27 protein-coding genes are annotated in these 25,750 nt (G+C 47.0%); 11 read left to right on the top strand and 16 right to left on the bottom strand.

The window, feature by feature from the left end; genetic code table 11:
- Nucleotides 1-62 precede the first annotated feature (62 nt).
- Nucleotides 63-905, bottom strand: a complete 843-nt coding sequence (locus AAKU61_RS16060; protein WP_354333872.1) for a Tar ligand binding domain-containing protein — start codon at nucleotides 903-905, stop codon at nucleotides 63-65.
- A gap of 572 nt (nucleotides 906-1,477) precedes the next feature.
- Between AAKU61_RS16060 and bufA2 the strand changes: the two genes are divergently transcribed.
- From bufA2 to AAKU61_RS16045, 3 genes are all read left to right on the top strand, one after another.
- On the top strand, nucleotides 1,478-1,744 hold the full coding sequence (gene bufA2, locus AAKU61_RS16055; RefSeq protein WP_354333871.1) for a BufA2 family periplasmic bufferin-type metallophore: 267 nt from the start codon (nucleotides 1,478-1,480) through the stop codon (nucleotides 1,742-1,744).
- A gap of 84 nt (nucleotides 1,745-1,828) precedes the next feature.
- The gene (bufB, locus tag AAKU61_RS16050) at nucleotides 1,829-2,719 is read left to right on the top strand and encodes an MNIO family bufferin maturase (RefSeq protein WP_354333869.1); all 891 of its coding nucleotides are present in this window, start codon (nucleotides 1,829-1,831) and stop codon (nucleotides 2,717-2,719) included.
- The gene (locus AAKU61_RS16045; RefSeq protein ID WP_354333867.1) at nucleotides 2,716-3,573 is read left to right on the top strand and encodes an HvfC/BufC family peptide modification chaperone; all 858 of its coding nucleotides are present in this window, start codon (nucleotides 2,716-2,718) and stop codon (nucleotides 3,571-3,573) included. Before bufB ends, AAKU61_RS16045 begins: the two co-directional genes overlap by 4 nt.
- Nucleotides 3,574-3,581: 8 nt before the next feature.
- On the opposite strand, the gene pabB is transcribed toward AAKU61_RS16045, so the two are convergent.
- On the bottom strand, nucleotides 3,582-5,546 hold the full coding sequence (gene pabB / locus AAKU61_RS16040) for an aminodeoxychorismate synthase component I (protein WP_354333865.1): 1,965 nt from the start codon (nucleotides 5,544-5,546) through the stop codon (nucleotides 3,582-3,584).
- A 187-nt stretch (nucleotides 5,547-5,733) separates the two neighbouring features.
- Here pabB and AAKU61_RS16035 point away from each other — a divergent pair, with 187 nt between their 5' ends.
- Nucleotides 5,734-7,059, top strand: coding sequence for a diguanylate cyclase domain-containing protein (locus AAKU61_RS16035; protein WP_354333864.1), 1,326 nt, complete (start codon nucleotides 5,734-5,736; stop codon nucleotides 7,057-7,059).
- Here the strand turns inward: AAKU61_RS16035 and slmA are convergent.
- The 3 genes from slmA to argB form a co-directional block, all read right to left on the bottom strand.
- Nucleotides 7,004-7,579: a nucleoid occlusion factor SlmA gene (gene slmA, locus AAKU61_RS16030; RefSeq protein WP_354333862.1), complete on the bottom strand. Its 576-nt coding sequence runs from the start codon at nucleotides 7,577-7,579 to the stop codon at nucleotides 7,004-7,006. The genes AAKU61_RS16035 and slmA overlap by 56 nt on opposite strands.
- A 12-nt stretch (nucleotides 7,580-7,591) precedes the next feature.
- Nucleotides 7,592-8,329 carry a pyrimidine 5'-nucleotidase gene (locus AAKU61_RS16025; RefSeq protein WP_354333860.1) on the bottom strand — a complete coding sequence of 246 codons (738 nt, stop codon included), beginning with the start codon at nucleotides 8,327-8,329 and terminating at the stop codon, nucleotides 7,592-7,594.
- A 102-nt stretch (nucleotides 8,330-8,431) separates the two neighbouring features.
- Nucleotides 8,432-9,355 (bottom strand): acetylglutamate kinase, encoded by a 924-nt coding sequence (argB, locus tag AAKU61_RS16020; RefSeq protein WP_322120898.1) that lies wholly within the window; start codon nucleotides 9,353-9,355, stop codon nucleotides 8,432-8,434.
- A 146-nt stretch (nucleotides 9,356-9,501) separates the two neighbouring features.
- On the opposite strand from argB, the gene AAKU61_RS16015 reads away from it, so the two are divergent.
- The 5 genes from AAKU61_RS16015 to AAKU61_RS15995 all read left to right on the top strand — a co-directional run bounded on the left by AAKU61_RS16015 (nucleotide 9,502) and on the right by AAKU61_RS15995 (nucleotide 12,007).
- Nucleotides 9,502-10,071 carry a sigma-70 family RNA polymerase sigma factor gene (locus AAKU61_RS16015; RefSeq protein WP_322120897.1) on the top strand — a complete coding sequence of 190 codons (570 nt, stop codon included), beginning with the start codon at nucleotides 9,502-9,504 and terminating at the stop codon, nucleotides 10,069-10,071.
- Between the two features lie 182 nt (nucleotides 10,072-10,253).
- Entirely contained in the window at nucleotides 10,254-10,466 is a 213-nt protein-coding gene (locus AAKU61_RS16010) for a zf-HC2 domain-containing protein (RefSeq protein WP_354333857.1), read from the top strand.
- Nucleotides 10,463-10,684 carry a cysteine-rich CWC family protein gene (locus AAKU61_RS16005; RefSeq protein ID WP_354333855.1) on the top strand — a complete coding sequence of 74 codons (222 nt, stop codon included), beginning with the start codon at nucleotides 10,463-10,465 and terminating at the stop codon, nucleotides 10,682-10,684. Before AAKU61_RS16010 ends, AAKU61_RS16005 begins: the two co-directional genes overlap by 4 nt.
- Before the next feature lie 72 nt (nucleotides 10,685-10,756).
- Nucleotides 10,757-11,470 carry a GTP cyclohydrolase I gene (gene folE / locus AAKU61_RS16000; protein WP_354333853.1) on the top strand — a complete coding sequence of 238 codons (714 nt, stop codon included), beginning with the start codon at nucleotides 10,757-10,759 and terminating at the stop codon, nucleotides 11,468-11,470.
- 111 nt (nucleotides 11,471-11,581) lie between these two features.
- The gene (locus AAKU61_RS15995) at nucleotides 11,582-12,007 is read left to right on the top strand and encodes a BLUF domain-containing protein (RefSeq protein ID WP_354333852.1); all 426 of its coding nucleotides are present in this window, start codon (nucleotides 11,582-11,584) and stop codon (nucleotides 12,005-12,007) included.
- Nucleotides 12,008-12,266: 259 nt separating this feature from the next.
- On the opposite strand, the gene AAKU61_RS15990 is transcribed toward AAKU61_RS15995, so the two are convergent.
- The 5 genes from AAKU61_RS15990 to AAKU61_RS15970 all read right to left on the bottom strand — a co-directional run bounded on the left by AAKU61_RS15990 (nucleotide 12,267) and on the right by AAKU61_RS15970 (nucleotide 16,823).
- Nucleotides 12,267-14,396, bottom strand: coding sequence for a M48 family metallopeptidase (locus tag AAKU61_RS15990; RefSeq protein ID WP_354333851.1), 2,130 nt, complete (start codon nucleotides 14,394-14,396; stop codon nucleotides 12,267-12,269).
- A gap of 25 nt (nucleotides 14,397-14,421) precedes the next feature.
- Nucleotides 14,422-15,006, bottom strand: a complete 585-nt coding sequence (locus AAKU61_RS15985; RefSeq protein WP_322120891.1) for a LemA family protein — start codon at nucleotides 15,004-15,006, stop codon at nucleotides 14,422-14,424.
- Nucleotides 15,007-15,130: 124 nt separating this feature from the next.
- Nucleotides 15,131-15,814: a BON domain-containing protein gene (locus tag AAKU61_RS15980; protein ID WP_354333848.1), complete on the bottom strand. Its 684-nt coding sequence runs from the start codon at nucleotides 15,812-15,814 to the stop codon at nucleotides 15,131-15,133.
- The gene (locus AAKU61_RS15975; protein WP_354333846.1) at nucleotides 15,807-16,403 is read right to left on the bottom strand and encodes a phosphoheptose isomerase; all 597 of its coding nucleotides are present in this window, start codon (nucleotides 16,401-16,403) and stop codon (nucleotides 15,807-15,809) included. The genes AAKU61_RS15980 and AAKU61_RS15975 overlap by 8 nt, the downstream gene beginning before the upstream one ends.
- Nucleotides 16,404-16,436: 33 nt before the next feature.
- Nucleotides 16,437-16,823, bottom strand: coding sequence for a YraN family protein (locus AAKU61_RS15970; RefSeq protein ID WP_354333844.1), 387 nt, complete (start codon nucleotides 16,821-16,823; stop codon nucleotides 16,437-16,439).
- Between the two features lie 180 nt (nucleotides 16,824-17,003).
- On the opposite strand from AAKU61_RS15970, the gene rsmI reads away from it, so the two are divergent.
- Entirely contained in the window at nucleotides 17,004-17,882 is an 879-nt protein-coding gene (gene rsmI, locus AAKU61_RS15965) for a 16S rRNA (cytidine(1402)-2'-O)-methyltransferase (RefSeq protein WP_354333874.1), read from the top strand.
- A 43-nt stretch (nucleotides 17,883-17,925) separates the two neighbouring features.
- Here rsmI and AAKU61_RS15960 read toward each other — a convergent pair whose 3' ends face one another.
- The 6 genes from AAKU61_RS15960 to AAKU61_RS15935 all read right to left on the bottom strand — a co-directional run bounded on the left by AAKU61_RS15960 (nucleotide 17,926) and on the right by AAKU61_RS15935 (nucleotide 24,929).
- On the bottom strand, nucleotides 17,926-18,999 hold the full coding sequence (locus tag AAKU61_RS15960) for a septal ring lytic transglycosylase RlpA family protein (RefSeq protein WP_354333842.1): 1,074 nt from the start codon (nucleotides 18,997-18,999) through the stop codon (nucleotides 17,926-17,928).
- Between the two features lie 92 nt (nucleotides 19,000-19,091).
- Entirely contained in the window at nucleotides 19,092-20,204 is a 1,113-nt protein-coding gene (gene rodA / locus AAKU61_RS15955) for a rod shape-determining protein RodA (protein WP_354333840.1), read from the bottom strand.
- Nucleotides 20,205-20,206: 2 nt separating this feature from the next.
- On the bottom strand, nucleotides 20,207-22,189 hold the full coding sequence (gene mrdA / locus AAKU61_RS15950; protein WP_354333838.1) for a penicillin-binding protein 2: 1,983 nt from the start codon (nucleotides 22,187-22,189) through the stop codon (nucleotides 20,207-20,209).
- A gap of 29 nt (nucleotides 22,190-22,218) precedes the next feature.
- On the bottom strand, nucleotides 22,219-22,737 hold the full coding sequence (gene mreD / locus AAKU61_RS15945; protein WP_354333836.1) for a rod shape-determining protein MreD: 519 nt from the start codon (nucleotides 22,735-22,737) through the stop codon (nucleotides 22,219-22,221).
- Complete coding sequence (gene mreC, locus AAKU61_RS15940; RefSeq protein ID WP_354333834.1) at nucleotides 22,734-23,792, bottom strand: rod shape-determining protein MreC; 1,059 nt, start codon at nucleotides 23,790-23,792, stop codon at nucleotides 22,734-22,736. The genes mreD and mreC overlap by 4 nt, the downstream gene beginning before the upstream one ends.
- A gap of 93 nt (nucleotides 23,793-23,885) precedes the next feature.
- Nucleotides 23,886-24,929, bottom strand: a complete 1,044-nt coding sequence (locus AAKU61_RS15935; RefSeq protein ID WP_323492742.1) for a rod shape-determining protein — start codon at nucleotides 24,927-24,929, stop codon at nucleotides 23,886-23,888.
- 489 nt (nucleotides 24,930-25,418) lie between these two features.
- Between AAKU61_RS15935 and gatC the strand changes: the two genes are divergently transcribed.
- Nucleotides 25,419-25,721 carry an Asp-tRNA(Asn)/Glu-tRNA(Gln) amidotransferase subunit GatC gene (gene gatC / locus AAKU61_RS15930; RefSeq protein ID WP_354333832.1) on the top strand — a complete coding sequence of 101 codons (303 nt, stop codon included), beginning with the start codon at nucleotides 25,419-25,421 and terminating at the stop codon, nucleotides 25,719-25,721.
- Nucleotides 25,722-25,750 lie beyond the last annotated feature (29 nt).

Here is a 25,750-nt window from a genome sequence, read left to right as displayed (position 1 = left end):
ACTTTCATCTTGCCAGAAATGGCCGCTCCTTTCTCATCTATTTTGCGCTTCTCGCAATAAAATTACTCTCCGGTGTTTCGTTTTGCAAGAACCTCGATCCCTAAAAGATTAGTGTTCATGGAGCCTAACGCATTAATTAGCACCCCAAACTCGTTACGTGAACGGCTGCTGATTTGTCCAGTCAGATCTCCTTGCGCGACCCTCTCGGCGATCTTAATTGCCTGGCGCAACGGTGATGTGATGCCGCGAATCAGCAAGAATATCGTTGCGGCACCGATCAGCACCGAAACGATCAACACGCCAATCATCAGATAGCTGGTATTTCTGATGTCGGTGGCAACAGTCTCACTGTCGCCAGCGACGCGGTTGGCTAAAAGGTCTGTGAGTGCGCGCAGATCGACGTCCGAAGTTCGGAGAACAGGATTAATAGATTTGATCAGGAGTAGCTCCGCGTCGTCCCACTTCTCTTGCTGAATTGCAGCGTTAGCAGCCGCAATGCTTACAGTGCCGAGTTTTCCACTTTTGTCGAACCAAGTATCAGCCAAGGCCTTTTCGTTAAGATCTGTGATGTCGCTTAGGTAACTACTCCATAAGGTGTTGATTTCCGCAGTCGTGTCGTCGATGATTTTGTAATGTACGGTTAGTGGATGATCGTGCAATTTGGCCCATTCAGTGGCCGGATTGTGCTGTAATGCCTGAAGGATCTGGCTACGATTTATCTCCATCTTGAAACGGATTTTTTCGATCATCGCGACGACTTTTACGTTCCGCAGTGATTTGCCCTGCAAAAGCGTCGACGTGTGCTTCGTGGAATATATCCCGGCCGCGCCGACAATTAGCAGCATCGCGATCAGCATGCCTACAGCCGCGGTGATCAGAGTTTTGATCTTAATGTTATCAAGCATGATTAGTTTCCGTAACGAAATAATTCAAGTGGGAAATTCTATTATCCTCCTTAAGCGAGGAAGCTTCAGAATACAGAAAAACCGTGCGTTAAGACAAGCAGTATTAGTGTAACGGGTTCTGTCGCACTAATGAGGTAAAGTTGAGTTGAAGCATCAAGAGAGTCTAGCCACTGAGTACAGTAAGTTTTGCTTTTCACTCAAAACAAAGGTCTTGGCCTTGCGTTTACCTCCCAGGCGAGGAGTATATATAAAGTGCCTTAATACAACACCGCCAATTAGATATCGTTCGCTATCCTGCACAACGAACACATCGATCAATATTCACATCTTGTTCGCCCATCTCACCATCCCTAATTTCGCCCCTAAAAAAATATTTTTAAAAATAAATGAAATCAAGTGTAAGTAATCGCGCTCTGCTCACGACAGATGCATAAGTTCAGGCAGAGAACAAAACGCAAGACTCTGAGATGGACTTTGTAGTTGAACCAAAGCTGACGTGTTTTACATTTTTAATTGCTGACACTTTTATTCATTCCTATTTTTAATTCAATTTTTTTATATCGGAGAACAACATGAAACAAGCTATCCAAACTGGTGCCCTGATCGCTGCTGCCGCTGCTGCTATGGCTTTCTCTGGCGCGACTTTCGCTGCCTCTACTACAGCAAGTGCTGGTGACATGGTGCATTGTTCAGGCATCAATAGCTGCAAAGGTACTAGCGATTGCAAAACTGCAGAAAACGCATGCAAAGGCCAAAATTCTTGCAAAGGTCACGGCTTTATCGCAACAAGCTCTGCTGATTGCAAAGCTAAAAACGGCAAAGTCATCGATCAAAAGTAATACCCTGAGTGCGCTGTAGTATGTTTTTGGTCACATCGGCCAATCATGCGACGGCGCACTTTATATCTTTAAAAGATGTCTGCCATGATGACGACAATTGCATCGCCGGGTTTTGGACTAGGCTTACGTACCGATCACTACAATGAGATTTTGGCGACGCCGAATAGCTTCTCACAAGCGATAGACTGGTTTGAAATTCTGTCTGAAAACTATATGGTGCCAGGCGGAAAACCGCTCGCCATGTTGGATGCAATACGACGTGATTACCCGATGGTGATGCACGGCGTGTCGATGTCGATAGGCTCCGCGCAAGGCCCTGATGAAGCGTATTTGCGCGACCTGAAAAAACTCATACAGCGGGTACAACCGCTATGGGTGTCGGATCATTTATGCTGGACCGGTGTGCATGGTAAAAATATGCACGACTTGCTGCCCTTGCCGTACACCGAGGAAACTGTCGCACTGGTGGTGCAAAATATCCGTCGCGTACAAGACATATTAGAACGCCCCTTAATTATCGAAAATGTCTCTAGCTACCTGACCTTTGCTAGCGATGCAATGAGCGAGTGGGAATTTTTAAATGCGATTGTCACTGAGGCAGATTGCCTGATGCTATTGGACGTGAATAATATTTACGTCAGCAGCGTCAACCATGGCTTTGATGCATTGGACTATCTGAACGGGATTCCACAAGGACGGGTGCAGCAAATCCATCTTGCAGGTCATCACAATCACGGTAACTACATTGTGGATACCCACGATCATCCTGTCGCTGATCCGGTATGGGATTTATATGCGCACGCACTACGTCGATTTGGACAAGTCGCCAGCATGATAGAGCGCGACGACAATATCCCTCCATTAACGGAGCTGGTGGAAGAGCTAGCTATTGCGCGACGCATCGCCCAACGTGTGAAGACAGAACAAGCAGTAACAAGAGAGCTGCAAATGCGATCCGCGGGGTTGTTGGTATGAGTACGCAAGCATCAACAACATTGGGGATGGAATTGAAATTAGAAACGGCAGGCAAGCTTCCTTTGCTGGAATTGCAGCAAGAATTTCAAGATTTTATTTTGGGACCGCAAGCTGATACTGCTTTCGGTCAACATATTGGCCATTCATCTGGCCGGTCGGACTTTGCTACCGATGCGCGGCTGGCGATTTATTACGATGCTTATCGCCTTCGCTTACGTGAGGCTTTGTCAGACGCGTTCGATAAAACCCATCGCTATATTGGGGATGACTTATTTCATCAAGCTTGTCATGAATATTGCCAGACACACCCATCGCTGTCGCGTAATTTACGCTGGTACGGCGCAAAATTTCCCACGTTTTTAAAAACTTATTTATCGGATTACCCGATCGCGGCAGAGCTGGCCGAGTTTGAGTGGCTGTTGAGTCTGGCGTTTGATGCGGAAGATCAGCCCGTATTAAGGCTGTCAGACATGGCAACCGTGGCACCGGAAGATTGGGCGCAAATTGGCTTTGTGGGTCAGGCATCGCAACATTTTTTACACGCCCGTTGGAATAGCGTTGCGCTGTGGATGGCGCTGGGAGAGCAAGCTCAGCAAAAGGTTCAGCAGCAAAGCCCACCTGATCCGGTGTATTCAGAAGAAGGCGCTATCTGGCTGATCTGGCGCAAAGATTTGCAAGCGCATTTTCGGTCCATTAGCGCAGCAGAATATACGGCTTTAACCGGACTAAACGAAGGTCAAAGTTTTGCAGAGGTTTGCGCAACCGCCGCCGAAAAAAATCCAGACAGTACGATGCAAATTGCGGGATGGTTGCAGACTTGGTTGAATGAGGATTTGTTATCGGCAGTGCGCTAAATAACGCATCACCAGATCACTTCTGCAAGCATTGCGCCGCGCAAAGAATTACAAACCATCACCTGATCTGCATGGCGTAAGTCGTCCATACGCAATTGCTTTTCGCTGGCCTGCCATTGAGAATCGTCTAACATCACTGCACGCATCACACCGGGTAATACGCCGTCACTCAATGGCGGCGTGAACCACTTGCCATCAATCTGTACAAATAAATTACTACGTCCCCCTTCAGTCAGGTAGCCATACTGGTTGCAAAACAAAGCATCAAATGCGCCTTGCTGTTCAGCAGCTTGCCACGCTTGATCGTATTGCTGACGCTGCGTGGTTTTATGGCGTAAGAATACGTCGCCACTTTGCGTATGCTGTGTTGCTAACACTAACTTGACTGGCTTAGAAGCGTCGGCGAATGCAAGCAAAGGCGCGCTTTGGAGGCTGGTCGTGCCGTCACTCTGCAACGTAAGACGCAGGCGGAATGCGGCTTCTGGAGGCAAATCGGCCTGAAAGCCAAGGATTACCTGGACAATCTTTTCTTCATCATAAGCAAACCCCAGATACTGAGCAGAGTTGCGCAGGCGCTGTAAGTGGCGCGGGAGATGACGGTAACCGTGCTCACGACTGGCATGCATGGTTTCAAACAAGGCGAATTCAGGACGCAGATCGGTTAAGAATTTTGCTTTGAGCTGGCATTCGGCAAACTCTTCCGCGGCCACGCTGTCATACACAATCCCAGCACCGACACCCATCACGGCCTGGCGCACATCAGCTTCTTTTTCCAGCTCCGGCGCTTGCAAAATCAAGGTACGGATCGGTACGGACAAACAAAAATCGCCGACTTCTCGGGCTGCGCTAACGTTGGCGCTATTGCTGGTTTCTGGCGGATCAAACCAGCCGATTGCGCCAGTATATAAACCACGCGGCTCGGTCTCTACTTCACGCACGATTTGCATGGTGCGGTGTTTGGGTGCACCGGTGATAGAGCCACAAGGAAACAACGCCGATAAGATCGCTGCCAGACCCAACTCAGGCTGTAGGGTTGCGGTAATACTCGATGTCATTTGTAATACGCTGGAGAAGCGATTGACCTCAAACAAGGCAGGGACTTTGACTGATCCCGGCACCGCAATCCGCCCCAGATCATTGCGGAGCAAATCCACGATCATCAGATTTTCTGCCCGATTTTTTGGATCAGCCGCCAGTTCTTGCGCCAGCCTAGCGTCAGTCACTGCATCGCCGGTAGCTGCGGCTGTACCCTTCATCGGTCGAGCAAATAATTCACCTGCCTGATGACGCACGAATAATTCCGGTGACAGCGACAAAACAGCTTCGCCATCCGGCAGACAAATCAGCGCGCCATACGGTACCGGCTGGCGCTGGCGCAAACGCCGGTAGAGCGTCAGCGGCGACCCCAACACATCAAAATGCAGGCGATAAGTGTAATTAACTTGATAGGTGTCGCCCGCAGCGATATAGGCGCGTATTTGCGAGATCGCTAGTGTAAATGCGGCCTCGTCTACGCTGGCACGGATGCCGGCAATGCTGGCCGTAGCCTTGTCTGCATCGGCAGGCAGATTGACACTAGCCTGATTTTTTCTCTCCGCATCTGCGAGCCAAATCGCCACTTGTTCACGATTCAGCAAATCGCAACGGGTGAATAACAAGACGCGTGATACCGCGTCCCGGTTAGTGTGCTGAGCGGGATTTGCTACTGCGCTCCAATCGTCAATCGCCTGCAAGCGCGCACCGGTTTCGTAACTAAGTAAAGCCACTGCATGCATGCCCGACTGCAAAGCTTGTTGCGTGCGTTGCCATAAATCTTGCCAAGCCGCTTGAATCGTATTGGCAGCATTCTCGGCGTCACACTGCAAGACTTGGACTAAGCCGGTGTACAAACGCGAACTGGCAAGACCATTTTCGGCATGCGCATCGTCTAACAAGGCAAAACAATCGGGAGTGGTGTTGGGCAAAAAAGACACTATGAGAACCAAAAGTAGAGAATGCGCTGGAGTTTACTCGCAGATACCAAGCATTGCACAGCTAAGCGAGGATTAGCATTACAATAATTACAACTAAATCTAAAGCTAAGTTATTTTAGAGCGAATACTCAGGCAGTATTGGCTGATAATACGGAACAAAATAATGTCAATATCGAGACAAATACTCATGCAAACCGCATTTCTCAGATTGCCTCTAGCAAAAAAGCTATTGCACGATAACTTCATTGCGATCGTGATTGCCTTGTCGTCGGCGCTGGTATTTTTCTTATTGGTGTTTGGTTACATGGCACAAAAGAATTTACGCGCTGCCAGCATGTATAAAGCCAGTACCTTAGCGGCTAATCTGGACGACAGTATGAGCAATACTGATCCAAGACAATCAAATAAGTTAATACTTAACGTCAGTGTTGCACCCGATGTTTTAAGCATCGCTGTGTTTGACAAAAATGGCACACCTAAAATCACATGGAATCGCCTTGAGTATTTTGGTAAAGCAGAAAACCTGGCAGCGATCGTTCCTCCAACATCAAGCAACCATACGCAATCAAGTTTTAAAAGCGATTATTTTGAGGTGACAGTGCCAATCATGAATGGGCTGGAGCTAACTGGTTTTGTGCAAATGCAGATCAGTTTAAGTAGCTTTTACAAAGATCTTGTACTGTATTTTGTCTTGGGTTTCTTGTTATTAGCGATTACTACACTGGCGGGTGTTTACCTGTTAACTCAAAGACAATTGGTGCGTCTGGCGCCTGTTTTTGAACTGTCCCGGATTATTGAAAAAGTCGTTGTATCAGAAGATTATAGTTTGCGTGCACGCCATCATGACAGCAGTGAACTGGGCAGCCTGAGTCAGCACTTTAATAAGCTTATGTCGCACATAGAATCGTGGGAGTCTGATGTGCAAGTCGCTGCCAATCAACGACTGGAAGAAGAACGACGCATCACTATTTTAGATAATCACGATAGCCTTACTAAGCTACCGAATCGTCACTATTTCCATCGTCTGTTAAGTAATAGCGTAGAGCAAGCAGTTGAAACCAAAAAAATGGCTGCACTCGCATTTATCGACATTGATCACTTCAAAGTTTTAAACGATTTACATGGATATGACGCTGGTGATTTAATTCTGGCAACCATGGCAAATCGCCTGTCGGCCGTTTTACGCAATACCGACACATTGTGCCGGGTCGATGGAGATGAATTCGCAGCAATTTTGCCCGATATCGGAACGGTAGAGATGGCGCAGACTTTAGCTGATCGCTTAGTACAAGCAATCAGCGAACCCTTGATTTTGCGTGGAAAAAAATTGACCATTACGGCCAGCGTCGGTGTCGCATGCTGCCCACTGCATGGAAAAGAACAACGCCTTTATTTACACAATACCGATCTGGCGTTAAAAGAAGCCAAATACTCAGGCACCAATACCTGGCGGATTTTTAGCGCAACAACAGCGCAAGCTGATGCGCAGCTTGCTCTCCAGGTAGATATTTAAAACCGGTTTTAGCATAGCGGTGCCAACGCCCCATCACAAAGCTACTCAGCAAATTTGCCCGCATGGCAGCTTCCGTTTCAAGCAGATTGCCTTGACTGCTGGCGATGCGTAATGACTGCTTGAAAGCGAGTTCAATCCGTTCCATAAACTGATTCATGCGGACTTGTAAACGCGGATCTTCATTCACCAAAGCATCGCCAATTAATACCTTGGTCATACCGGGATTGCGCTCAGCAAAATTGAGTAGCATCAGCGCAATTGCCTGCGTTTGAGACAAACCATCTTCTTGCTGTTGACTGATCTGATTGATGAGTCCAAAGACCGAGCTTTCGATAAACTCAATCAAGCCTTCAAACATCTGCGCCTTACTGGCAAAATGCCGGTACAAAGCGGCTTCTGACACTTCGATCTTGGCAGCCAGAGCAGCGGTCGTGATCTTTTCGCCCTTGGGATTTTCTAGCATTGCTGCCAGTGTTTGTAATATCTGTAGCTTGCGCTCGCCGGGTTTGGTGGTTGCCATTTTTATTTATTTTTAGCGTAGACGATGAATATGCTGGGGTAAATCTAATACGGATTTTACTGCGACATCTACACAGGCATAGGATTTTTTAATCTTGTATTGATGCAACGCATCTAGCTCTTTATGACCGGGTTGGCTGGCTTGCAAGTAACGGGTAATCAATGCGGTGCGCATACCGGTCCGCTTGGCTGCGCGTAAATTGCTGACGGTGTCTTCAATCAAAATACAATCTGCTGCACGCACTTTTTGCTTTGCCACTAGTTTACGCAAATATTGCGTTGATGGCTTAGGTCGTAAATGTCCATGTACGCGCATTGCCTCGATTGGTATATGTGCAGCAAAATGCCGGTGCAAACCCAAGTGACGTATCACTTCACGCGAATAGTCGCGCGGCGCATTAGTCAGCAAAATTTTGCGTCCGGGCAAACGACGTAACAGACGCGCCAAACCACGTTCTGCCCTGATCATGGCGGTCAGATTATCAAAGCTATGTGCCGCATGCAAAAAGCTGTCTGCCCGCACGCCATGATGCTTTACCAGACCCAATAAAGTTGCGCCATACCGTTGCCAGTACAAAGCTCTTGCGGCGTTGACAGTTGCGGCATCGGCAGGAGTAACGCCGTCACCCAACAAGTCCGCCATAAAGCGATTCATATTCTGCGTGATCGCAGGGAAAATCGCATGACTGGCGTTATGCAAGGTATTGTCAAGATCGAACAGCCAAAGCGGATCTGAACGTTTTGGCTTCATTATAAGCAACTCGGGTAATCGCTGATTGCGAATGTGATTGGATAAATTGCGATGGACTTAGTAGCGACTAAGTCCATCGCTACTAAGTCTATTTTGACTACATTAGTGACTTCGAATCATGGTACCAAACGCTTGTTCTGTCAGCACTTCCAGCAACAAAGAATGTTCAATCCGGCCATCAATAATATGCACGGTATTGACGCCTGATTTAGCGGCATCCAGAGCGGAAGAAATCTTTGGCAACATACCACCGGAGATGGTGCCATCAGCAAACATTTCATCAATCTCGCGCGCAGATAAATCTGTGACCAAATTACCTTGTTTATCTTGCACGCCAGCGATATTGGTCATCATGATCAACTTTTCAGCCTTCAGGATTTCGGCAATTTTGCCCGCGACTACGTCAGCATTAATATTGTAGGCCTGGCCATCAATACCAAAACCGATAGGTGAAATAATCGGGATAAACGCATCATCCTGCAACGCCTTCACCACCGCCGGATTGATCGCATCAATCTCGCCGACAAAACCGATATCCAGGAATTTGCCCGGATTTTCACGATCTGGCATTTGCATCTTGCGGGCACGGATGAGTCCGCCATCTTTGCCAGTCAAACCAACTGCCTGGCCGCCGTAATGATTAATCAACATCACGATATCTTGTTGCACTTCGCCACCGAGCACCCACTCCACCACTTCCATGGTTTCTTCATCGGTAATCCGCATGCCTTGCACAAACGAACCTTGTTTGCCGATTTTTTTAAGCGCGTTATCAATTTGCGGCCCACCGCCATGGACGACTACCGGATTCATCCCGACCAGCTTGAGCAAAATAACATCGCGGGCAAAACTATGCTTCAGACGCTCTTCTGTCATTGCATTGCCGCCGTATTTAACGACGATCGTTTTACCGTGAAATTTACGGATGTAAGGAAGCGCTTCTGCTAAGATTTCGGCCTTAATCTCTGACGCAACGCCAGCCAATTTATCCGTCGAAGAGATCGCTGTGTCGGTTACACTACTCATAATGAAAATATCCTGTGGTCATTTGGAAGTGTCCTGAATTTTACAGGGAAAAAGTATCATGCAGCCATGCGACCCTACATTTGCACAAGCTAATGATGCCTTGACGTTATCATCGTAGTTATTTGTCAAAATTATCTATTTAAAAAATGACATCACTCCCCGCCCTACATCAACAACTTGAGGTCATGCGACCCGTTTTGTTGCGCTTCGCCCTGTTGCAATTGCGGAATCAGGCATTGGCAGAAGATGCCGTCCAAGAGGCTTTGCTTGCCGTACTGGAAAAACCGGATAGCTTTGCCGGACAATCTTCATTGCGCACCTATGTCACAGGGATTCTTAAATATAAAATTATTGATTGCTTACGAGCCTCGAATAAAGAAGTCTCTTTGCAGGTAGAAGACGGCGAGTCGGAGGCGGATTTGATCGATAGTCTTTTTAAACAAGACGGGCATACGATAGAGCAACCGCGTGCTTGGGGTAACCCGGACGCAACGCTGGAACAAAAGGATTTTTTCCGGGTATTAGAGGTATGCCTTGAAAAACTACCAGCGCAAACAGCACGCGTATTTATGATGCGCGAATGGCTGGACTTAGAAACTGAAGAAATTTGTAAGGAATTGAGCCTGACCACGTCTAATCTATGGGTGCTGCTCTACCGAGCCAGATTACGTTTGCGGGAGTGCCTGGATTTAAACTGGTTTGCCAATAAAATCTGAGCTAAATCTTAAAGCTAAAACTTCAAGTTAGTATTTAAAGTACTAATTCATTTTATATAATTTAGGACTTACGCAACATTGTCCTGGCACAGCTTGGCGAAGAAAATGGTCTTTAGTACGACCAGACTCTGGAAAGCAGCTGAGGCGGTTTTTGCGTAAGTCCTATCCTCTACCTACTTATCATGAGACTACTACTCACCTGCAAACAAGCGCACCAGATGGTCTCGGAAGGTCTGGACCGCGAGCTAAAACTAGGCGAGCGCACGCGTCTGAAAATGCATCTGACCATGTGTGACGCCTGCACTAACTTTAATGGGCAAATGCGATTATTGCGTAAAGCTATGCGCCAGCTACCGATGCAAGATGATAGCTCTGGGCCAGATCGTCCAAAATGAGTACCTGCCCACGCTGCCAAACCAGCTTTACTTGCGCGATGGCAGACAATACTGGCCAAGCTTGCTGGTGTGTTGCACTACCACCGATCCCACTCGCCCAGCTACCAGAAGGTAAATTGGACATGGATGCAAGTTGCTTTTGTCCACAATGTTTGCCCGAGTGGAAAGCCGAGCGGGCAGCGCTACAAAACTTGAGTTCGGCAATTCAGTTACCATAGTGTTTTTGTGGTGTTTGTAAGCGCAGGCAAGACCGCAAATGTCTGTTTGTGCGCCCTTTCTTGGAATCTAGCATGCCATCTGATTTGTCTTCTGAATTAAAACAACTACCGACACCCGTTCCAGTCTCGCAGCGGATACGTGAGCGAATTGTGGCGAGCAAAACGCGCTACCATGCGAACGACAATATTGCTAATTTTATCCAGCCAGGCGAGTTAGAATTATTGCTTGATGAAGTGGAAGAAAAACTCAAAGGCGTATTGCAAAGTTTAGTCATTGATACCGATAGCGACCACAATACGCAAGATACGGGTCGCCGTGTCGCGAAGATGTATCTGAACGAAATCTTCAAGGGACGCTATGTCAATATGCCGGCGGTGACTGAGTTCCCAAATGCATCGCATCTCAACGAGCTGATGATCATTGGCCCGATCACGGTACGCAGCGCTTGCTCGCATCACTTGTGCCCGATTATTGGCAAGGTATGGATCGGCGTCATGCCCAACGAACATTCCAATCTGATCGGTTTGTCCAAATACGCGCGTATCGCAGAATGGATCATGAGCCGCCCCCAAATTCAGGAAGAAGCCGTGGTGCAATTGGCCGATGCCTTGCAAGAAAAAATGCAGCCAGATGGCTTGGCCGTGGTGATGGAAGCAGATCACTTTTGTATGCATTGGCGCGGCGTCAAAGATATGGACGCAAAAATGATCAATAGCGTCATGCACGGATCATTTTTAAAAGATCCTAACTTGCGCAGGGAATTTTTATCGCTGATCAAACGATAGCGTGTTTTTAAATTCGTTTTTAAATTTACTTTACATGTGCGCTGATCAAAAAACCAGTTCGACCACTTGTATGCCACTTATGGCAAGCTAACTTTATTCAAAGAGATCATCATGCTAGTCCGACTTTTGTACGCCAGCCGTGCCGTTGATCAACAGATGTCCAACATGATATTAGGCATCATGCAGCAATCGCGTACACAAAATCCACAAAATGGCATTACCGGTATTTTGTGTCACAGCGACAGTGTGTTTATGCAAGTGTTGGAAGGTGGGCGCGAGGCTGTGAATACGCTCTACGCGCACATACTGCGCGATCCGCGCCACACGGATGTGACTCTGCTGCATTACGAAGAAATCAACGAGCGGCGCTATTCTGGCTGGACTATGGGACAAGCCAACTTGGGCAAAATCAACCCGTCGATTTTATTGAAATACTCAGCCCTGCCAGAACTCAATCCGCATCTGATGTCCGGCAAAAACTCTTTGGCTTTGATCGATGATTTAATGGCGACAGCAGCCATTGTAGGCCGCACCTGATTGGAATAAACCCGATTACGGCAAGTGGTCGGGTGCTTGGAGGAGAGCTTACAAACAAGCTTGGAAAAGAATATAGAAGCGCGCTTACTAATCCAGCAATTCCCCCAACGATTCAGCACTTTGTCTGCAACGCATACTTCCCTTACGCCAAACTCATAAATAATATACTCCCATATAGTATATTTAGTTGTCCATAGAATCATTGGACAATACGGCATATTTATCAAAAATAAGGGGGAGTATATTTAACTTAACTCTATTACAAAGTAAATTCGCCAACTTTCTGCGGAACAGGTGCGTCGATTGCAGCGCAAATACAACGGAGTAAATCTGCGCTGTCTGGATTGAGTCGCTCGTTTGGCAAGGCTGCGGCGGCGACCAGCAAACGAATTAAAAATGGCTTAGCCAAAGGCGCTAGCTGATTCAATTTATCCAGCGCTTGCTTCACCTCAAAAAAGTCGGGTGCATTCACCGATACTGTGACCGCCGGACTGGTGTTGATCGGAGCTGTGTTGATCGCAGCTATATTAATCACACACATATCAGTAGCATTTAAGCCCAGGTCGGGCATGCTACTGGCAGCGCGTAAAAATGCGCCTCTGGCATCAAACGCCGCCGTATCTTTGCCGCTGGCGGTGTAGGCGACTAAAGACAGCAACAATGCGGTTTCTTTTTTCAGCGCAGCCAATTGACCAAAACGTACCGGCACGGCACGTCCTGCTAACGGCCCCAATCGGCGATCAAGTACCGTTTGCAAAACAAACTCGGCCTGAGTCATCTTTTGGTCCGCTGCGATCAGCCTAGCAACGATCGTTAACAGACTCGCCCTCTGCTCCACCGACAATAGTTTTAATGCGGGCATTGCCAGATCAAGCAACGGTAAGCGCGCACTGCGCGGCATGGCCTCAATATGTGGCAACAAACTTAGTGCTAAGGCAGATTGCGCTGTGGCGGATTGCTGCAAAATGGTAATTTGTATTGTGTAGGCTTGGGTGTCACCGCGATCTAACAACAAAGTATATACCGCGGCACTAGCGCCCAAAGGATCGCGCAAGGCATCCAGTAACTCACTTGGCATGCGATTTTTTGTTGATGCGTGGTTGCCAAATCCCAGGCCGAGTTGATTACTTACGTTTGATGTTAATGCGTTTGATGTTAATGCGTGGGATGTTGCGGCGTCTGATGTTACTGCGCCTGATGCAATACCTGATTTCGCTGTGCCCGGAGAGTCGATAATTGCCAAGGTAGAACCAGGTACGCTGTTGTTCGTTGCCGCTTGCGCTGCCATAAAATTGCGTGCGCCAAATCCATATACGCCCTCAGGCAAACCGGCACCAGCGTCAACATCAATAATTTCACTGGCATCTAAAAACTCTACATTCCGGCCATACAAACGTTGCAGACGTTCTTTTAACGGCGGATGTGTCGCAAAAAAACCGTCTAGTAAATTAGGTCGGGCTGCGCCCAAAAACATATGAGAAAGCTGTTCTGCATGTGGGCTATCGATACGTGATCCGCATTGGTTGGTGAGCGTTAATCCGCCGATTTTACGTAATGCGCCGCCAATACCTTCAGGGTTACGCGTAAATTGAACTGCGCTGGCGTCGGCTAAAAATTCACGCTGACGGGAGACTGCAGACTTAATCAAACGGCCAAAGAAAATCCCGACATAGCCAATCACAAACAGAGCAACGCCAGTTAGAAAAAAGATCGTTTGCAACGATGGACCTTTTTCATCACGACTACGTGACGACCCGATGCTAGAACCCCAATACATCAGTTGCTGGCCAAAACTGGCAATCATCTGTATCCCAAACAGCATACCGATCAGTTTGATATTCATACGCATGTCGCCATTGAGAATATGGCTGAACTCGTGCCCTATCACTCCCTGTAATTCATCGCGGGTCAAGCGCACCAAAGTGCCTCGCGTGACGGCAACAACTGCCTCATTTTGATGATAGCCCGCGGCAAACGCGTTAATTGCCTCTTCATGATCCATCACATAAACGCGGGGACATGCGATGCCAGAGGCCAGTGCCATTTCTTCCACAATATTGAGCAGACGACGTTCTTGCAAATCCTGCGAAGACGGCATCACTAGACGCCCGCCAGCCAACTGAGCCACGGCATCACCACCGTCGCGCAGACGGAACATTTCTACCAAAGTACCGCCGCCGATGAACAGCAGAGTCAAAAAAGTGTTCAGAATAAAGAAGCCGCGGGGGTAGTGGTGCACGCCAGCAAAGCGCTGGCCGCTGGACCAAATCCAGACCAAAGCAAGGCTAAGATTAACCGCCAGCACGATCGCCACCACCGCCAGAAAAAACAAGAATAAAAGCTTCTTACTTTGGCGGTGTGCCTGGTCTTGTTGCTCGAAAAAATCCATACGGATTTATAGAAAACAGCAGCGGTTAGAAAGAGACTTTAACAGCTTTGCGTTCTTCTGCCGACTCGGTGGCCTGCAAGAGTTCGCCAGCTTTGAAGCCAAACATATTGGCAATAATAGAACCGGGGAATTGCTCGATGGAGGTGTTGTACTGCATCACGCTGTCGTTATAAGCTTGGCGAGAGAAGGCGATTTTATTTTCTGTACCAGTCAATTCTTCTGTCAATTGCATCATGTTCTGGTTGGCTTTTAAGTCAGGGTAGGCTTCTGACAAGGCGAACATTTTTCCTAAAGATGCCGTCAAAGTACCTTCTGCTGCGGCCATCTGCTGCACCGCTGCGGCGTCGGAGGGATCACTTACCGCTTTCGTATTAGCGGTCACTGCCTGATTGCGTGCTGCGATGACGGCTTCCAGCGTTTCGCGCTCATGCTTCATGTAGCCTTTAGCTGTTTCTACCAGGTTTGGGATCAGGTCGTAGCGACGTTTTAGCTGAACATCAATTTGTGCAAACGAATTTTTGAAACGATTACGTAAGCTCACCAGCCGGTTATAAGCACCGACGATCCAGAATGCAAACACAGCAACGACGACTAAAAAAATGATTAACATGGGTTCTCCTGATGGAAAAAAAGGGTTTGAACCAAAGTACAAACCCTGTAGTTGTTATCGCTCGGCGATTAGCTTCGTCTTGGCTTAGTCTTAGCTTGTTATTAGCTTAGTATTGACTACGCGGCTATTTGGATTCAGTCGTACTCTCGGACTTCGTATCTGGCTTCTTAGGTTCAGCGGACAGTTCTTTTAATTCAGTCTCGCTGATGTAATCAAACACTTTGACTACCTTGCGTACGCCACTGACACCGCGCGCGACTTCTCCTGCCAGATTACCTTCGCGCTGTGTGACGCGCCCCATCAAATAAACCGTGCTGGCTTCAGTGACTACTTTAAAAGCACTGGCATATAAATCTTTGGTGTCGACAAAAGAGGCTTTGACCTTAGTCGTGATCAGAGCATCGCTGGAGCGCGAAGAATAGTTGGACAAACCGGCAACTTGCAGCTCGTTTGCAACGGATTGCACGCCTTCTACCGCACGCATTTCTGTCTCCGCCTTGGTTTTAGTGGCCTCATCAGGCACCTCACCGGTCAACAAAGCACGGCGATTAAAACTGTTGACGTTGACATGGGAGGAATCACCCAGCGCTCTGGACAAGCGGATTTCGCCCTTCAGGACAATCGACTTGTCTTCAGTCTGAGCACCAAATGTACGCCTGTCGGTAGCAGCAAAGGTACCGACTACTGCACTGCCTACCATCATTTCTATACAACCCTGCAAACTCATCGCAGTAGCACAACATAAACTGATTACCAGTACCGGTCGAGCGGTCTTGGTCACTAAACTCTTAGTTAGATTCTTAATCATCTGCATCACCTCCGAATAAAGCGGCATCGATGCCGTCACACAAACAATGTATGGTTAATAAATGGACTTCTTGTATTCTGGCTGTCCGGTCATGCGGCACACAAATATGGACATCGGCGTCGCTCAGGATTTTACCGATTTGTCCGCCACCCTTACCTGTAAGCGCAATCACGCGCATATCACGGTCAATTGCAACGTTAATCGCATTAATCACACTAGTAGAATTACCCGATGTGGATAAGGCGAGTAAGACATCGCCTGCCTGACCAAAAGCCTGTACCTGCTTAGAGAACACTTCCTGAAAGCTGTAGTCATTGGCTACAGCGGTCAAAATTGAGGTGTCGGTTGTCAGTGCCAGTGCGGGCAAAGGCAAACGTTCACGCTCAAAGCGCCCAACTAACTCGGCTGCAAAATGCTGGCAATCAGCAGCAGAACCACCGTTGCCACAAGCCAGTATCTTGTTACCGTTAGACAGCGCCGCGAACATTAGTTCGATTGCTTGTTCGATAGGACGAGCCAGAATACTGGCCGCTTGAATTTTGAGTTCGGCACTTTCGTGGAAGTGCGCAAGGATGCGTTGATTTGTCATGGTGGGGCGATTATAAAGCAGGTCAGTGGCAAACTACCCGATGATCACGTTTTTAAGCCAGTTAATCTCTTGATCATCAATAGCCAACAGATCAAAACGGCATGCGGGTTCTGTATGTTGTGTCAGTAAATATACTTGTGCCGCATGTACCATGCGGCGTTGTTTTGCAGGTGTCACGCTGGCAATCGCACCACCAAACTGGGAGGAAGTGCGTTTTCGTACTTCAACAAAAACCAAGGTGGTCTGATCTTGCATGATTAAATCAATTTCACCACCTTTGCACAAAAAACTGCGCTGTACTAATTTTAAACCTGCCTGTTGCAAATACAAAAGTGCCTGCTCTTCGGCAGCGTCACCAGTACGCTGCCGACTGGTTCTCACTGATGCAATCCGTTTTGCTAGCCAACTCTGCTCAGCCATTGTCGTACAATCCTGATTTGATTAATGTAAGTCTGATTGAATCACAATGAATTCGAATGAATACCTATGAATATGTCAGAAGACACATCCGCAAAAACATCTGCAAACACGCCTGAGAATGCGCCTAAAAATCCGTCCGAAAACACGACTGAAGCTTATTCGCTTGCCAACGCGACGATCATGCAAGCAGTAGCCAGCCAGAGTTATCCCGTTTCCACATTATATGTAGTTGCAACGCCCATAGGAAATGTTTGCGATATTTCATTACGGGCTCTGCACTTGCTGGCAATGGCAGATGCGATCGCTTGCGAAGATACACGTAATACCGCGCAACTACTCAATCGCTACGGCATTAATAAGCCCCTGATCTCGGCACATCAACACAATGAACGAGAAGTTGCTGAGAAAATCGTAACGCGCCTGCAAGCAGGTGAGCGCATCGCACTGGTGTCTGATGCCGGTACGCCTGGAGTCTCAGATCCTGGTGCAAAAATCGCTGACGTAGTGCGGCAAGCTGGCCTGCGTGTAATGCCTTTGCCCGGTGCCTCGGCTGCAATTAGCGCATTGTCTGCCAGTGGCTTAATCAACGATCAGTTTTATTTTTTTGGATTCTTACCAGCAAAAGCTGGCCAGCGTGACACGGCTCTGCGCAGCGTGTTGACCATCAACGCGACACTGATTTTTTACGAAGCGCCACATAGAATCATCGATTCAATCACAGCGCTACAAACGGTTTTTCAAGGCGAACGCCAGATCGTATTTGCGCGTGAACTAACCAAATTATTTGAAGAAATTCATCGCTGTAATTTATCGGAGGCGATCAATTGGCTTAGCGCTGATCCGCACAGAGAAAAAGGCGAATACGTTATTTTGCTGGAAGGTGCGCCAAGTAATCTGGAGGATAGCCAGCAAGAGGCACGTCACATTTTGAGTATTTTGCTTGAGGAGTGCTCAGTCAAACAGGCAGCATCGCTTGCTGCAAAAATCACAGGTCAAAAGAAAAATGGCTTATATCAGCTTGCGCTTGAAATGAAACAAGAAGCACCTGATAACGACTGATAACAACTGAGTTGGGAGCTTAGAGTTAAGAGAGTGCGGCAGATTAACGCTGAACCACAATGGGTTTGGCGACACCTAAATCAGCAGTTTGTACAATAGCGCTGGATGCATCTGCGCGGCTGGCAAATGGCCCGCTCACAAGACGATATAAACTTCCTTGCTGGACGATATCAAAACTAGGTAAGCGGCTTTGCGCCTGATCTTTTAACCGGGACATCGTTGCTTCTGCATTGGCGCGTATGGCATATGCGCCAAATTGTATGTAAAACCCTGCTACCGAATTAGTGGCTGTATTCGTAGTCATAGCAGTATCGCCAGCAACATTTTCTGCGCTAGCGGTATTGCGTATACTTCCAATTTTTTCTACTGGCTTACTACTTTGTTGCGCCAATAATTCCTCCATCGATATCTGAGCTGTCTTTGGATCAGCTTGCGGAACGGCAGCAACACTAGGGGTTGTCGTAGCCGCTGAAGTTAAAGCCACCACGGAAGAAGCAATAACAGTATTAGAAATCACCGGACGTTGATTTTTACGATTCTCTGCCATACGTTCTATATCGTCAGGCAGCAAACGCTCAACCTCAAGCTGAGTGCTTCCTTTACCAAGATAATCTAGCTTTAGCGCAGCGGTGTAAGACAAATCGATAATACGGCTAGAGTGGAAAGGGCCGCGATCGTTAATCCGTACAATTACCTGCTTGCCGTTAGAAAGATTGGTCACTCTGGCATAAGAAGGAATCGGCAAAGTAGGATGCGCGGCAGTGATTTTGTACATATCGTACAACTCACCGGATGAGGTTTTTTGATTATGAAATTTTTTACCGTACCAACTGCCAACACCGCGCTGAACAAATGGTGTCGTGCTATCCGTTAATGGCGTATAAGTTTTACCAAATACGACATAAGGTCTATTGCCAGAGCGGGAATAAGCCTCCATGGTAGGAATAGGCTCTACCGTGTTCTCTAACCCCTCCGGCGGATTATCGCCGGGACCATCATCCTTGTAATAGCCACCTTTGCCTGAGTTTGCTTTGGGTAAATATGGCGCGGTATTTGTTGCACTAGTTGCTGGCTTTCCAGCAGTTGCAGCCACTGGACGGGGCTGATCAGTCGACACGGCAGAATGCTTAGGGGCACTGCTACAAGCAGCCAAAAATAATGCGCTAGTAATTGCGAAGAATTGGAATTTGCGACTAATTGATCGTTGTCTCAAGTTTGCACCAGCTTACGATTACGTTGCACACTCATCAAAATACCTGCACCCATACCCAGCGTAACCAATGCCGTACCACCATAACTCATGAAAGGAAGAGGGACGCCAACCACGGGCAAAATACCACTAACCATACCCATATTAACAAAAGCATAGGTGAAAAAAATCATCGTAACCGACCCCGCCATCAAGCGCGTAAATAAACTTGGGGCGTTTGCAGCAATCATTAAGCCACGAATAATTAGTAACAAGTAAAGTACGACTAAAATACTATTTCCGATAAAACCAAATTCTTCAGAAAATACCGCAAAGATGAAATCAGTGGTCCGCTCAGGTATAAATTCAAGATGGGCTTGTGTTCCTTTGGTCCAGCCTTTGCCATTGATGCCACCAGATCCAACAGCGATAGTCGCCTGAATAATATGGAAGCCCTTACCTAGAGGATCTCGACTAGGATCAAGCATGGTCATTACACGATCACGCTGATAGTCATGCAACATATAAGGCCAGATTACAGTGGGGACAACGGCAGCAACAAATACTACGATCGAAATTAGAATTTTCCATGACAGACCAGCCAGAAAAATAACAGCAAACCCTGCAGCGACTACAAGCAAGGCGGTACCAAGATCAGGCTGCTTAGCGATCAATCCAACAGGAACCGCCAAAATCACAATAGCAATTACAAAATCCTGCATACGCAGCGTGCCTTCACGCTTCTGAAAATACCAAGCTAGCATCAATGGGACAGCGATCTTCATCATTTCGGATGGTTGGACGGGAGTGCCGATATTAATCCATCGGCGAGCACCTTTTTTCACCATGCCGAATGTTGCAACAGCAATTAATAAAGCTACGCCAAATGCGTAAATCGGTATGGCAAAACGCATCAGCGTTTGTGGTGGAATATTTGCCATAATCCACATCACTACAAATGAGATCACTATATTCCGAAGCTGATCTTCAACACGTCCCGGAAAATCAATCCCAGCGGAATACAATGTAATGATGCCAATCGACATAATCAAAAAAATGATGATCGACAAAGCTGCATCAAAGACCATGATACGGGACCGGATTGCTCTCCAGTTGAACGCTCTATTGTTCATGATCAATCCTTGTTCCCTTCGGTTTCACCGCCAGGCTTAAGTTCGTTACTCATTTCGGCAGCCGCTTTGATGTCCTCATCAGTGCGATATAAAGCAGGGTCAGCCTTGAGTGCAGGTGTTTTATCTTTATCCTGCGGCCGCTTACCCAGCAAATAATAGTCAAGTGCTTTACGCACTATCGGCGCGGCAGCGGCAGAGCCCATACCGCCATTCTCGACAATAATTGCTATCGCAATCTTAGGATGATCAGCAGGTGCAAATGCGATATATAAAGAGTGATCTTTATGGCGTTCTGCAACACGCTTCGCATCATATTTCTCACCTTTTCTTAAGCCGACTACTTGTGCAGTTCCTGTTTTACCACCAGATGCATAGCCGGCATTAAGGAATGATGCACTTGAGGTACCTTCCCGTGTCACGCCAACCATCGCCTGTTTTACAAAATCGATATTTTCTTGCTTCAATGAGATCCGAAAACTTTCTTTTGGCACAGTCAAAGTACGGTCATGGGTTTGTGGGTCTTCTATAATTTTAACTAAATGGGGTTTCATCACTACCCCGTTATTCGCAAGCGTAGCAACTGCATGTGCCATCTGCAAAGGTGTAAAAGTATTTTGTCCCTGGCCAATTCCAAGCGAAATAGTGTCACCTAATACCCAGCGCTGCTGCGCTGGCTTTTTAAAGGCGCTACGTTTCCATGCGGTAGAAGGTAACAAGCCTTTTCTTTCATGCTCAAGATCAATACCTGTAATTTGGCCAAAACCAAAAGGCATCATAAAATCATGCATTGTGTCAACGCCCAGATCGTTGGCAAGCATGTAGTAATAAGTGTCACAAGATTGAACGATGGACCGATACATATCCACCATGCCATGACCACCAACTTTGTCATCATTGAAGCGGTGATTACCAAAAACAAAATAACCCGGATCAGCGATCGCCTGTGTCGTCGTACGTTTCCCTAACTCAAGCGCAGCTAGTGCCATAAACGGCTTATAGGTAGAACCAGGAGGATAAGCTCCGGTCAAAGGCCGGTTAAGCAAGGGCTTATCTTCAGACGTGTTGAGCTCATTCCAGCTTTGCTGATCTATACCTTCAACAAATAGATTGGGGTCGTAAGTTGGCTTGGAAACGAAAGCAAGCACATCACCGGTGGCTGGTTCAATCGCGACCAGAGCACCGCGTCTATCACCAAATGCGTCTTCGATGACTTTTTGCAGTTCTATGTCTACCGAAAGAATTAGGTTTTTACCAGAAGTGGGTGCGGTGCGAGAGAGCGTACGCACTGCACGGCCACCGGCTGATACTTCGACCTCCTCAAAACCCGTAGTGCCATGGAGAAGTTTCTCGTAACTTTTCTCCAGACCTTCTTTACCGATATAGCTAGTGCCGTTGTAATTAGCGTCATCTTCACTATCATCAATTATTTCTGCATCTTTTTGACTGATGCGTCCAATGTAACCAATCACATGTGATGCGACATCTCCAAGCGGATATTGTCTGAATAATCGGGCTTGGATATCAACCCCGGGAAAACGAAACCGTTGTGCAGTGAACCGAGCGACTTCCTCGTCAGTTAACTTGGTTCTGATTGGCAGACTCTCAAAACTTTTTGACTCTTCGATTAACTTACGAAATTGCTTACGATGCTTTGGTTGAATATCAATAAGTAGTGCTAACTCATCAATCACAACGTCTAAATCAGCAGTGATTTTTGATGGAGTTATTTCTAAAGTATATGCAGAAAAATTTCGCGCCAAAACTGCGCCGTTTCGATCTAAGATCAATCCACGATTAGGCACTACCGGAACGATAGAGATACGGTTTTCGTCAGCCTGTAAAGCGTACTGGTCATGCTTTACAATTTGCAACCAGACAAAGCGGGAGATCAACAAAATAAAGCAAACAAAAACAAAAACGCCTATAAAAAATAAGCGCATTCTGAAAAGATAAAGTTCGCGTTCGGTATTCTTGAGTTCGGTCATATCTACTCTGTCAAGCTCAAGTGGCTAGATCAAATGGGGCGGGTATCGTCTTTATCAATTGCACGACGCTGAGGTGCGAGCAACAACCATGTCACGACTGGCCAAAGCAAGGTTGTGATAAAGCTTTCGGAAAAATACAAAATCCCGGGAAATTGTCCGCTCGGAGCAACCATTAAGCGTATCGCAATCTGTACCGCTTGCACCATCAGAAATAAAGGTAGCACGTGCAATGATTGCGTCAATGGATTAAACCACAGCACGCGCCTGTGAATGGTTATTGCAAAGTAAGATAATAAAGTGTACGCCAGCGCATTTTCACCAAGGTAAATTGCGTCATGTACATCCATCAATAATCCCATCGTAAATGCAACGCCAATGCCCACTTTGCGAGGTTGATGGATACTCCAGAATACCAACACTAAAGCAACAAAATCGGGAACACCAATCCAATTACCCCAAGGAAGAAAATTCAAGAAAAAAGCACATACCAGACTAACAGCTATGAAAGTCGAACTAACAGGCAGCAAAATGTAATGTGGGCTATTCATTTTGCGATCTCCTTAACGACTTCTTTTCCATTGTCTTTGCCGGAATTTTTACTGGAATCCTTTGCAGGCGTCACAAGTGGCGCTGGAATAACGGTATCAACTGATTTTTGCGGCATCATGGATTGTGTATCCGGCGGAGCCTCTCTGGCAGCATCTCGAGTTACTTTGCGATTTAATTTTTCTTTTTTTACGCGGATATCTTCGGTGTCGGGGCGCGGCAAATTATTAGACGATACTAGCAAGATCAGCAATTGCTTATTTCTATCAATACCTGCTGAGGGTGTACAAAGAATATTCTCAAACTGAGTTGTTGCTTTGTTCTCCACCTTAACTACCTTAGCCACTGCCAAACCAGCGGGATATACGCCATCAATACCTGATGTTACCAACACATCTCCGTTGTGAACATCTGCGTTAGACGTCATCCGCATATCCAGGTAGCCCGATTGACCTCGTCCATACACGACGCTACGCAGTCCGTTACGGAGAATTTCGACTGGAATCGCCTGGTTTTTATCGGTCAACAATGTCACCTCTGACGTCAAAGGAAAAACCCGTGTGACCTGACCCACAACACCTAGATCATCAATCACTGGCTGACTGAGAGCGACACCATTTTGGCTTCCACGATCCAGAATAATTTTACGAGTAGTACTATCGCGAGCATCGTAAATAATCTCGCCCAGAACGGATTTCACCGTTAATTTTTCACGTGCATCCAGCATTTTCCGTAAATGCATATTTTCAGCTGATAGCTGGCCATTTTGTTGCAGTGCCTCGGCATTGGAAATTTGCTGACGCTTCAGCTGAACGTTTTCTTTTTCTAGAACGCTGGTAGATGTGAGGTAGGCAGAAACCTTCGTTGCGGCATCGCGCGGAACCACAGCAAGCATTTGGATGGGATACAAAACCGTTCCCAACATCTGCCTAGCAAAGATTAATGTATTTAGACGAGAATCGACGACTAGCAAAAAAATCGCCAAAATCGCGAAGAACACCACTTTGGCGCGGGCAGAAGCGCCTTGTTTGAAAAGTGGTGGTGGACTGTATTGCATAAATTAGATAAAAGTTCGGACTAAAACTCGTCGATAAAATGTCGACATCAAGCAAGGAGCAAATTGCACCTAGTCTCGCACCACTTAGGGAAATTATTCGTAAGAGAAAATAGATCCCAGCTTATCCATGCGCTCTAACGCCATTCCTGAGCCACGCACTACGCAAGTGAGTGGATCTTCGGCGACAATGACGGGCAAGCCCGTTTCTTCCATCAGCAAACGATCCAAGTCACGAAGCAATGCACCACCGCCTGTCAGCATCATGCCCTTTTCAGCAATATCAGCACCCAATTCTGGCGGAGTTTGTTCCAGCGCGTTTTTTACAGCGGAGACAATGTTGTTTAAAGGGTCAGTCAGCGCTTCTAAGATTTCGTTACTGGAAATAGTAAATGACCGTGGAATACCTTCTGAAAGATTACGTCCCTTCACTTCCATCTCTTTAACTTCAGAACCGGGGAACGCAGAACCAATTGCCTTCTTGATCGCCTCAGCAGTTTGTTCGCCGATCAACATACCGTAATTGCGACGGATGTAATTGACAATCGCTTCATCGAATTTATCACCACCAACACGCACTGAACCTTTGTACACCATGCCACCTAGAGAAATAATCCCGACTTCAGTAGTACCGCCACCAATATCTACAACCATAGAGCCTGTTGCTTCAGATACAGGCAAACCAGCACCGATCGCCGCAGCCATAGGCTCTTCAATCAAATACACCTGAGAAGCACCTGCACCTAAAGCTGATTCACGAATCGCGCGGCGCTCTACCTGGGTAGAACCGCAAGGCACACAAATGATGATACGTGGAGAAGGCTTAAAAAACTTAGTGTCATGCACCATGCGGATAAACTGCTTGAGCATTTGCTCAGTCACCGTAAAATCAGCAATGACGCCGTCTTTCATCGGGCGAATAGCCTCGATATTGCCAGGTACTTTGCCCAGCATTTGCTTGGCTTCCCGACCGACAGCCTGGATGGTTTTTTTACCGTTAGGACCACCCTCCTGACGAATGGCAACAACGGATGGCTCATCCAATACGATACCTTGGTTACGCACATAAATCAGCGTGTTTGCTGTACCCAGGTCAATTGCCAGGTCATTAGAAAAGTAACTACGAAAAAAACCAAACATGTAAGAATCCTGTATTTTGTGTTGTCGTCATGCGCAGCAGTTCTGCGCGAATTTGTCTAACCGCATCTTGCTTTAAGCTCAGCGTTATACTTATGCCGAATAATAATGATGAACAATGACGAATCACCATAAGCAAAGAAGCCCTCAAAACCCTCGCAAGCGTTTCAATGCAGGCCGAGAAACTCAGCTTTATCGTATTTCGAAGATAAGGCAGGCTTCACAAACGCAATATTGTGCTGCGCAGCAGGTTTTCAGAGCTTCATGAGGTATTAACCCTATATTCTACCTTATAATCTTAGGAATATTAGGCTATCTACCATATCTACTGAAAATGGATTTTTTACCGATGTTGGCAACATTAACCGACATTTAGTCTTGTAAATTTTGCTTTTGTTTCCATTTGCTTCTATCTACAAGAGTTGTTATCACCATCTATTATTACAATTCGATACTTTTATTTACCCATTACGCGCACTACGCGATTTAGCCATGTCACTAGACCTATCCGATGTTAAGCGAATTGCCAGCTTAGCAAAACTCGAACTATCCGAATCAGAAACCGTCAGCACGCTGGACAAACTGAATGGCATTTTTTCGCTGGTTGAGCAACTCAAAGCTGTTGACACCACCGGCATCACGCCACTCAGCCATCCAATCGCGGCGTTAATGCCAGAACTAGGATTGCGCCTGCGAGAAGATATCGTCAGTGAGACCAATCGTCGCGACGACTACCAGGCAGTTGCGCCGGCAACTCAAGACGGACTGTATCTTGTACCTAAGGTCTTAGAGTAGCCGTAGAGCCGTCTTAGAAAAAAATTAGG

The organism is Undibacterium sp. GrIS 1.2 (genome assembly GCF_040544435.1).
Classification (GTDB): domain Bacteria; phylum Pseudomonadota; class Gammaproteobacteria; order Burkholderiales; family Burkholderiaceae_D; genus Undibacterium.
Note: the sequence above shows the minus strand (reverse complement) of the source record. Positions and strands in the feature narration are given on the sequence as shown.

Excerpts from the sequence above, each read along its gene's own strand:
- AAKU61_RS16045 (WP_354333867.1), top strand. The coding sequence starts at position 2,716 with ATGAGTACGCAAGCATCAACAACATTGGGGATGGAATTGAAATTAGAA.
- argB (WP_322120898.1), bottom strand. The coding sequence starts at position 9,355 with ATGAGTAGTGTAACCGACACAGCGATCTCTTCGACGGATAAATTGGCT.
- AAKU61_RS15985 (WP_322120891.1), bottom strand. The coding sequence starts at position 15,006 with ATGTTAATCATTTTTTTAGTCGTCGTTGCTGTGTTTGCATTCTGGATC.
- mreD (WP_354333836.1), bottom strand. The coding sequence starts at position 22,737 with ATGAATAGCCCACATTACATTTTGCTGCCTGTTAGTTCGACTTTCATA.
- AAKU61_RS15935 (WP_323492742.1), bottom strand. The coding sequence starts at position 24,929 with ATGTTTGGTTTTTTTCGTAGTTACTTTTCTAATGACCTGGCAATTGAC.
- rodA (WP_354333840.1), bottom strand. The coding sequence starts at position 20,204 with ATGAACAATAGAGCGTTCAACTGGAGAGCAATCCGGTCCCGTATCATG.
- AAKU61_RS15995 (WP_354333852.1), top strand. The coding sequence starts at position 11,582 with ATGCTAGTCCGACTTTTGTACGCCAGCCGTGCCGTTGATCAACAGATG.
- AAKU61_RS15975 (WP_354333846.1), bottom strand. The coding sequence starts at position 16,403 with ATGACAAATCAACGCATCCTTGCGCACTTCCACGAAAGTGCCGAACTC.
- mreC (WP_354333834.1), bottom strand. The coding sequence starts at position 23,792 with ATGCAATACAGTCCACCACCACTTTTCAAACAAGGCGCTTCTGCCCGC.
- AAKU61_RS16060 (WP_354333872.1), bottom strand. The coding sequence starts at position 905 with ATGCTTGATAACATTAAGATCAAAACTCTGATCACCGCGGCTGTAGGC.
- slmA (WP_354333862.1), bottom strand. The coding sequence starts at position 7,579 with ATGGCAACCACCAAACCCGGCGAGCGCAAGCTACAGATATTACAAACA.
- bufA2 (WP_354333871.1), top strand. The coding sequence starts at position 1,478 with ATGAAACAAGCTATCCAAACTGGTGCCCTGATCGCTGCTGCCGCTGCT.
- AAKU61_RS16025 (WP_354333860.1), bottom strand. The coding sequence starts at position 8,329 with ATGAAGCCAAAACGTTCAGATCCGCTTTGGCTGTTCGATCTTGACAAT.
- AAKU61_RS16010 (WP_354333857.1), top strand. The coding sequence starts at position 10,254 with ATGAGACTACTACTCACCTGCAAACAAGCGCACCAGATGGTCTCGGAA.
- AAKU61_RS15970 (WP_354333844.1), bottom strand. The coding sequence starts at position 16,823 with ATGGCTGAGCAGAGTTGGCTAGCAAAACGGATTGCATCAGTGAGAACC.
- bufB (WP_354333869.1), top strand. The coding sequence starts at position 1,829 with ATGATGACGACAATTGCATCGCCGGGTTTTGGACTAGGCTTACGTACC.
- AAKU61_RS15980 (WP_354333848.1), bottom strand. The coding sequence starts at position 15,814 with ATGATTAAGAATCTAACTAAGAGTTTAGTGACCAAGACCGCTCGACCG.
- rsmI (WP_354333874.1), top strand. The coding sequence starts at position 17,004 with ATGCAAGCAGTAGCCAGCCAGAGTTATCCCGTTTCCACATTATATGTA.
- AAKU61_RS16005 (WP_354333855.1), top strand. The coding sequence starts at position 10,463 with ATGAGTACCTGCCCACGCTGCCAAACCAGCTTTACTTGCGCGATGGCA.
- AAKU61_RS15990 (WP_354333851.1), bottom strand. The coding sequence starts at position 14,396 with ATGGATTTTTTCGAGCAACAAGACCAGGCACACCGCCAAAGTAAGAAG.
- mrdA (WP_354333838.1), bottom strand. The coding sequence starts at position 22,189 with ATGACCGAACTCAAGAATACCGAACGCGAACTTTATCTTTTCAGAATG.
- AAKU61_RS16015 (WP_322120897.1), top strand. The coding sequence starts at position 9,502 with ATGACATCACTCCCCGCCCTACATCAACAACTTGAGGTCATGCGACCC.
- gatC (WP_354333832.1), top strand. The coding sequence starts at position 25,419 with ATGTCACTAGACCTATCCGATGTTAAGCGAATTGCCAGCTTAGCAAAA.
- AAKU61_RS16035 (WP_354333864.1), top strand. The coding sequence starts at position 5,734 with ATGCAAACCGCATTTCTCAGATTGCCTCTAGCAAAAAAGCTATTGCAC.
- folE (WP_354333853.1), top strand. The coding sequence starts at position 10,757 with ATGCCATCTGATTTGTCTTCTGAATTAAAACAACTACCGACACCCGTT.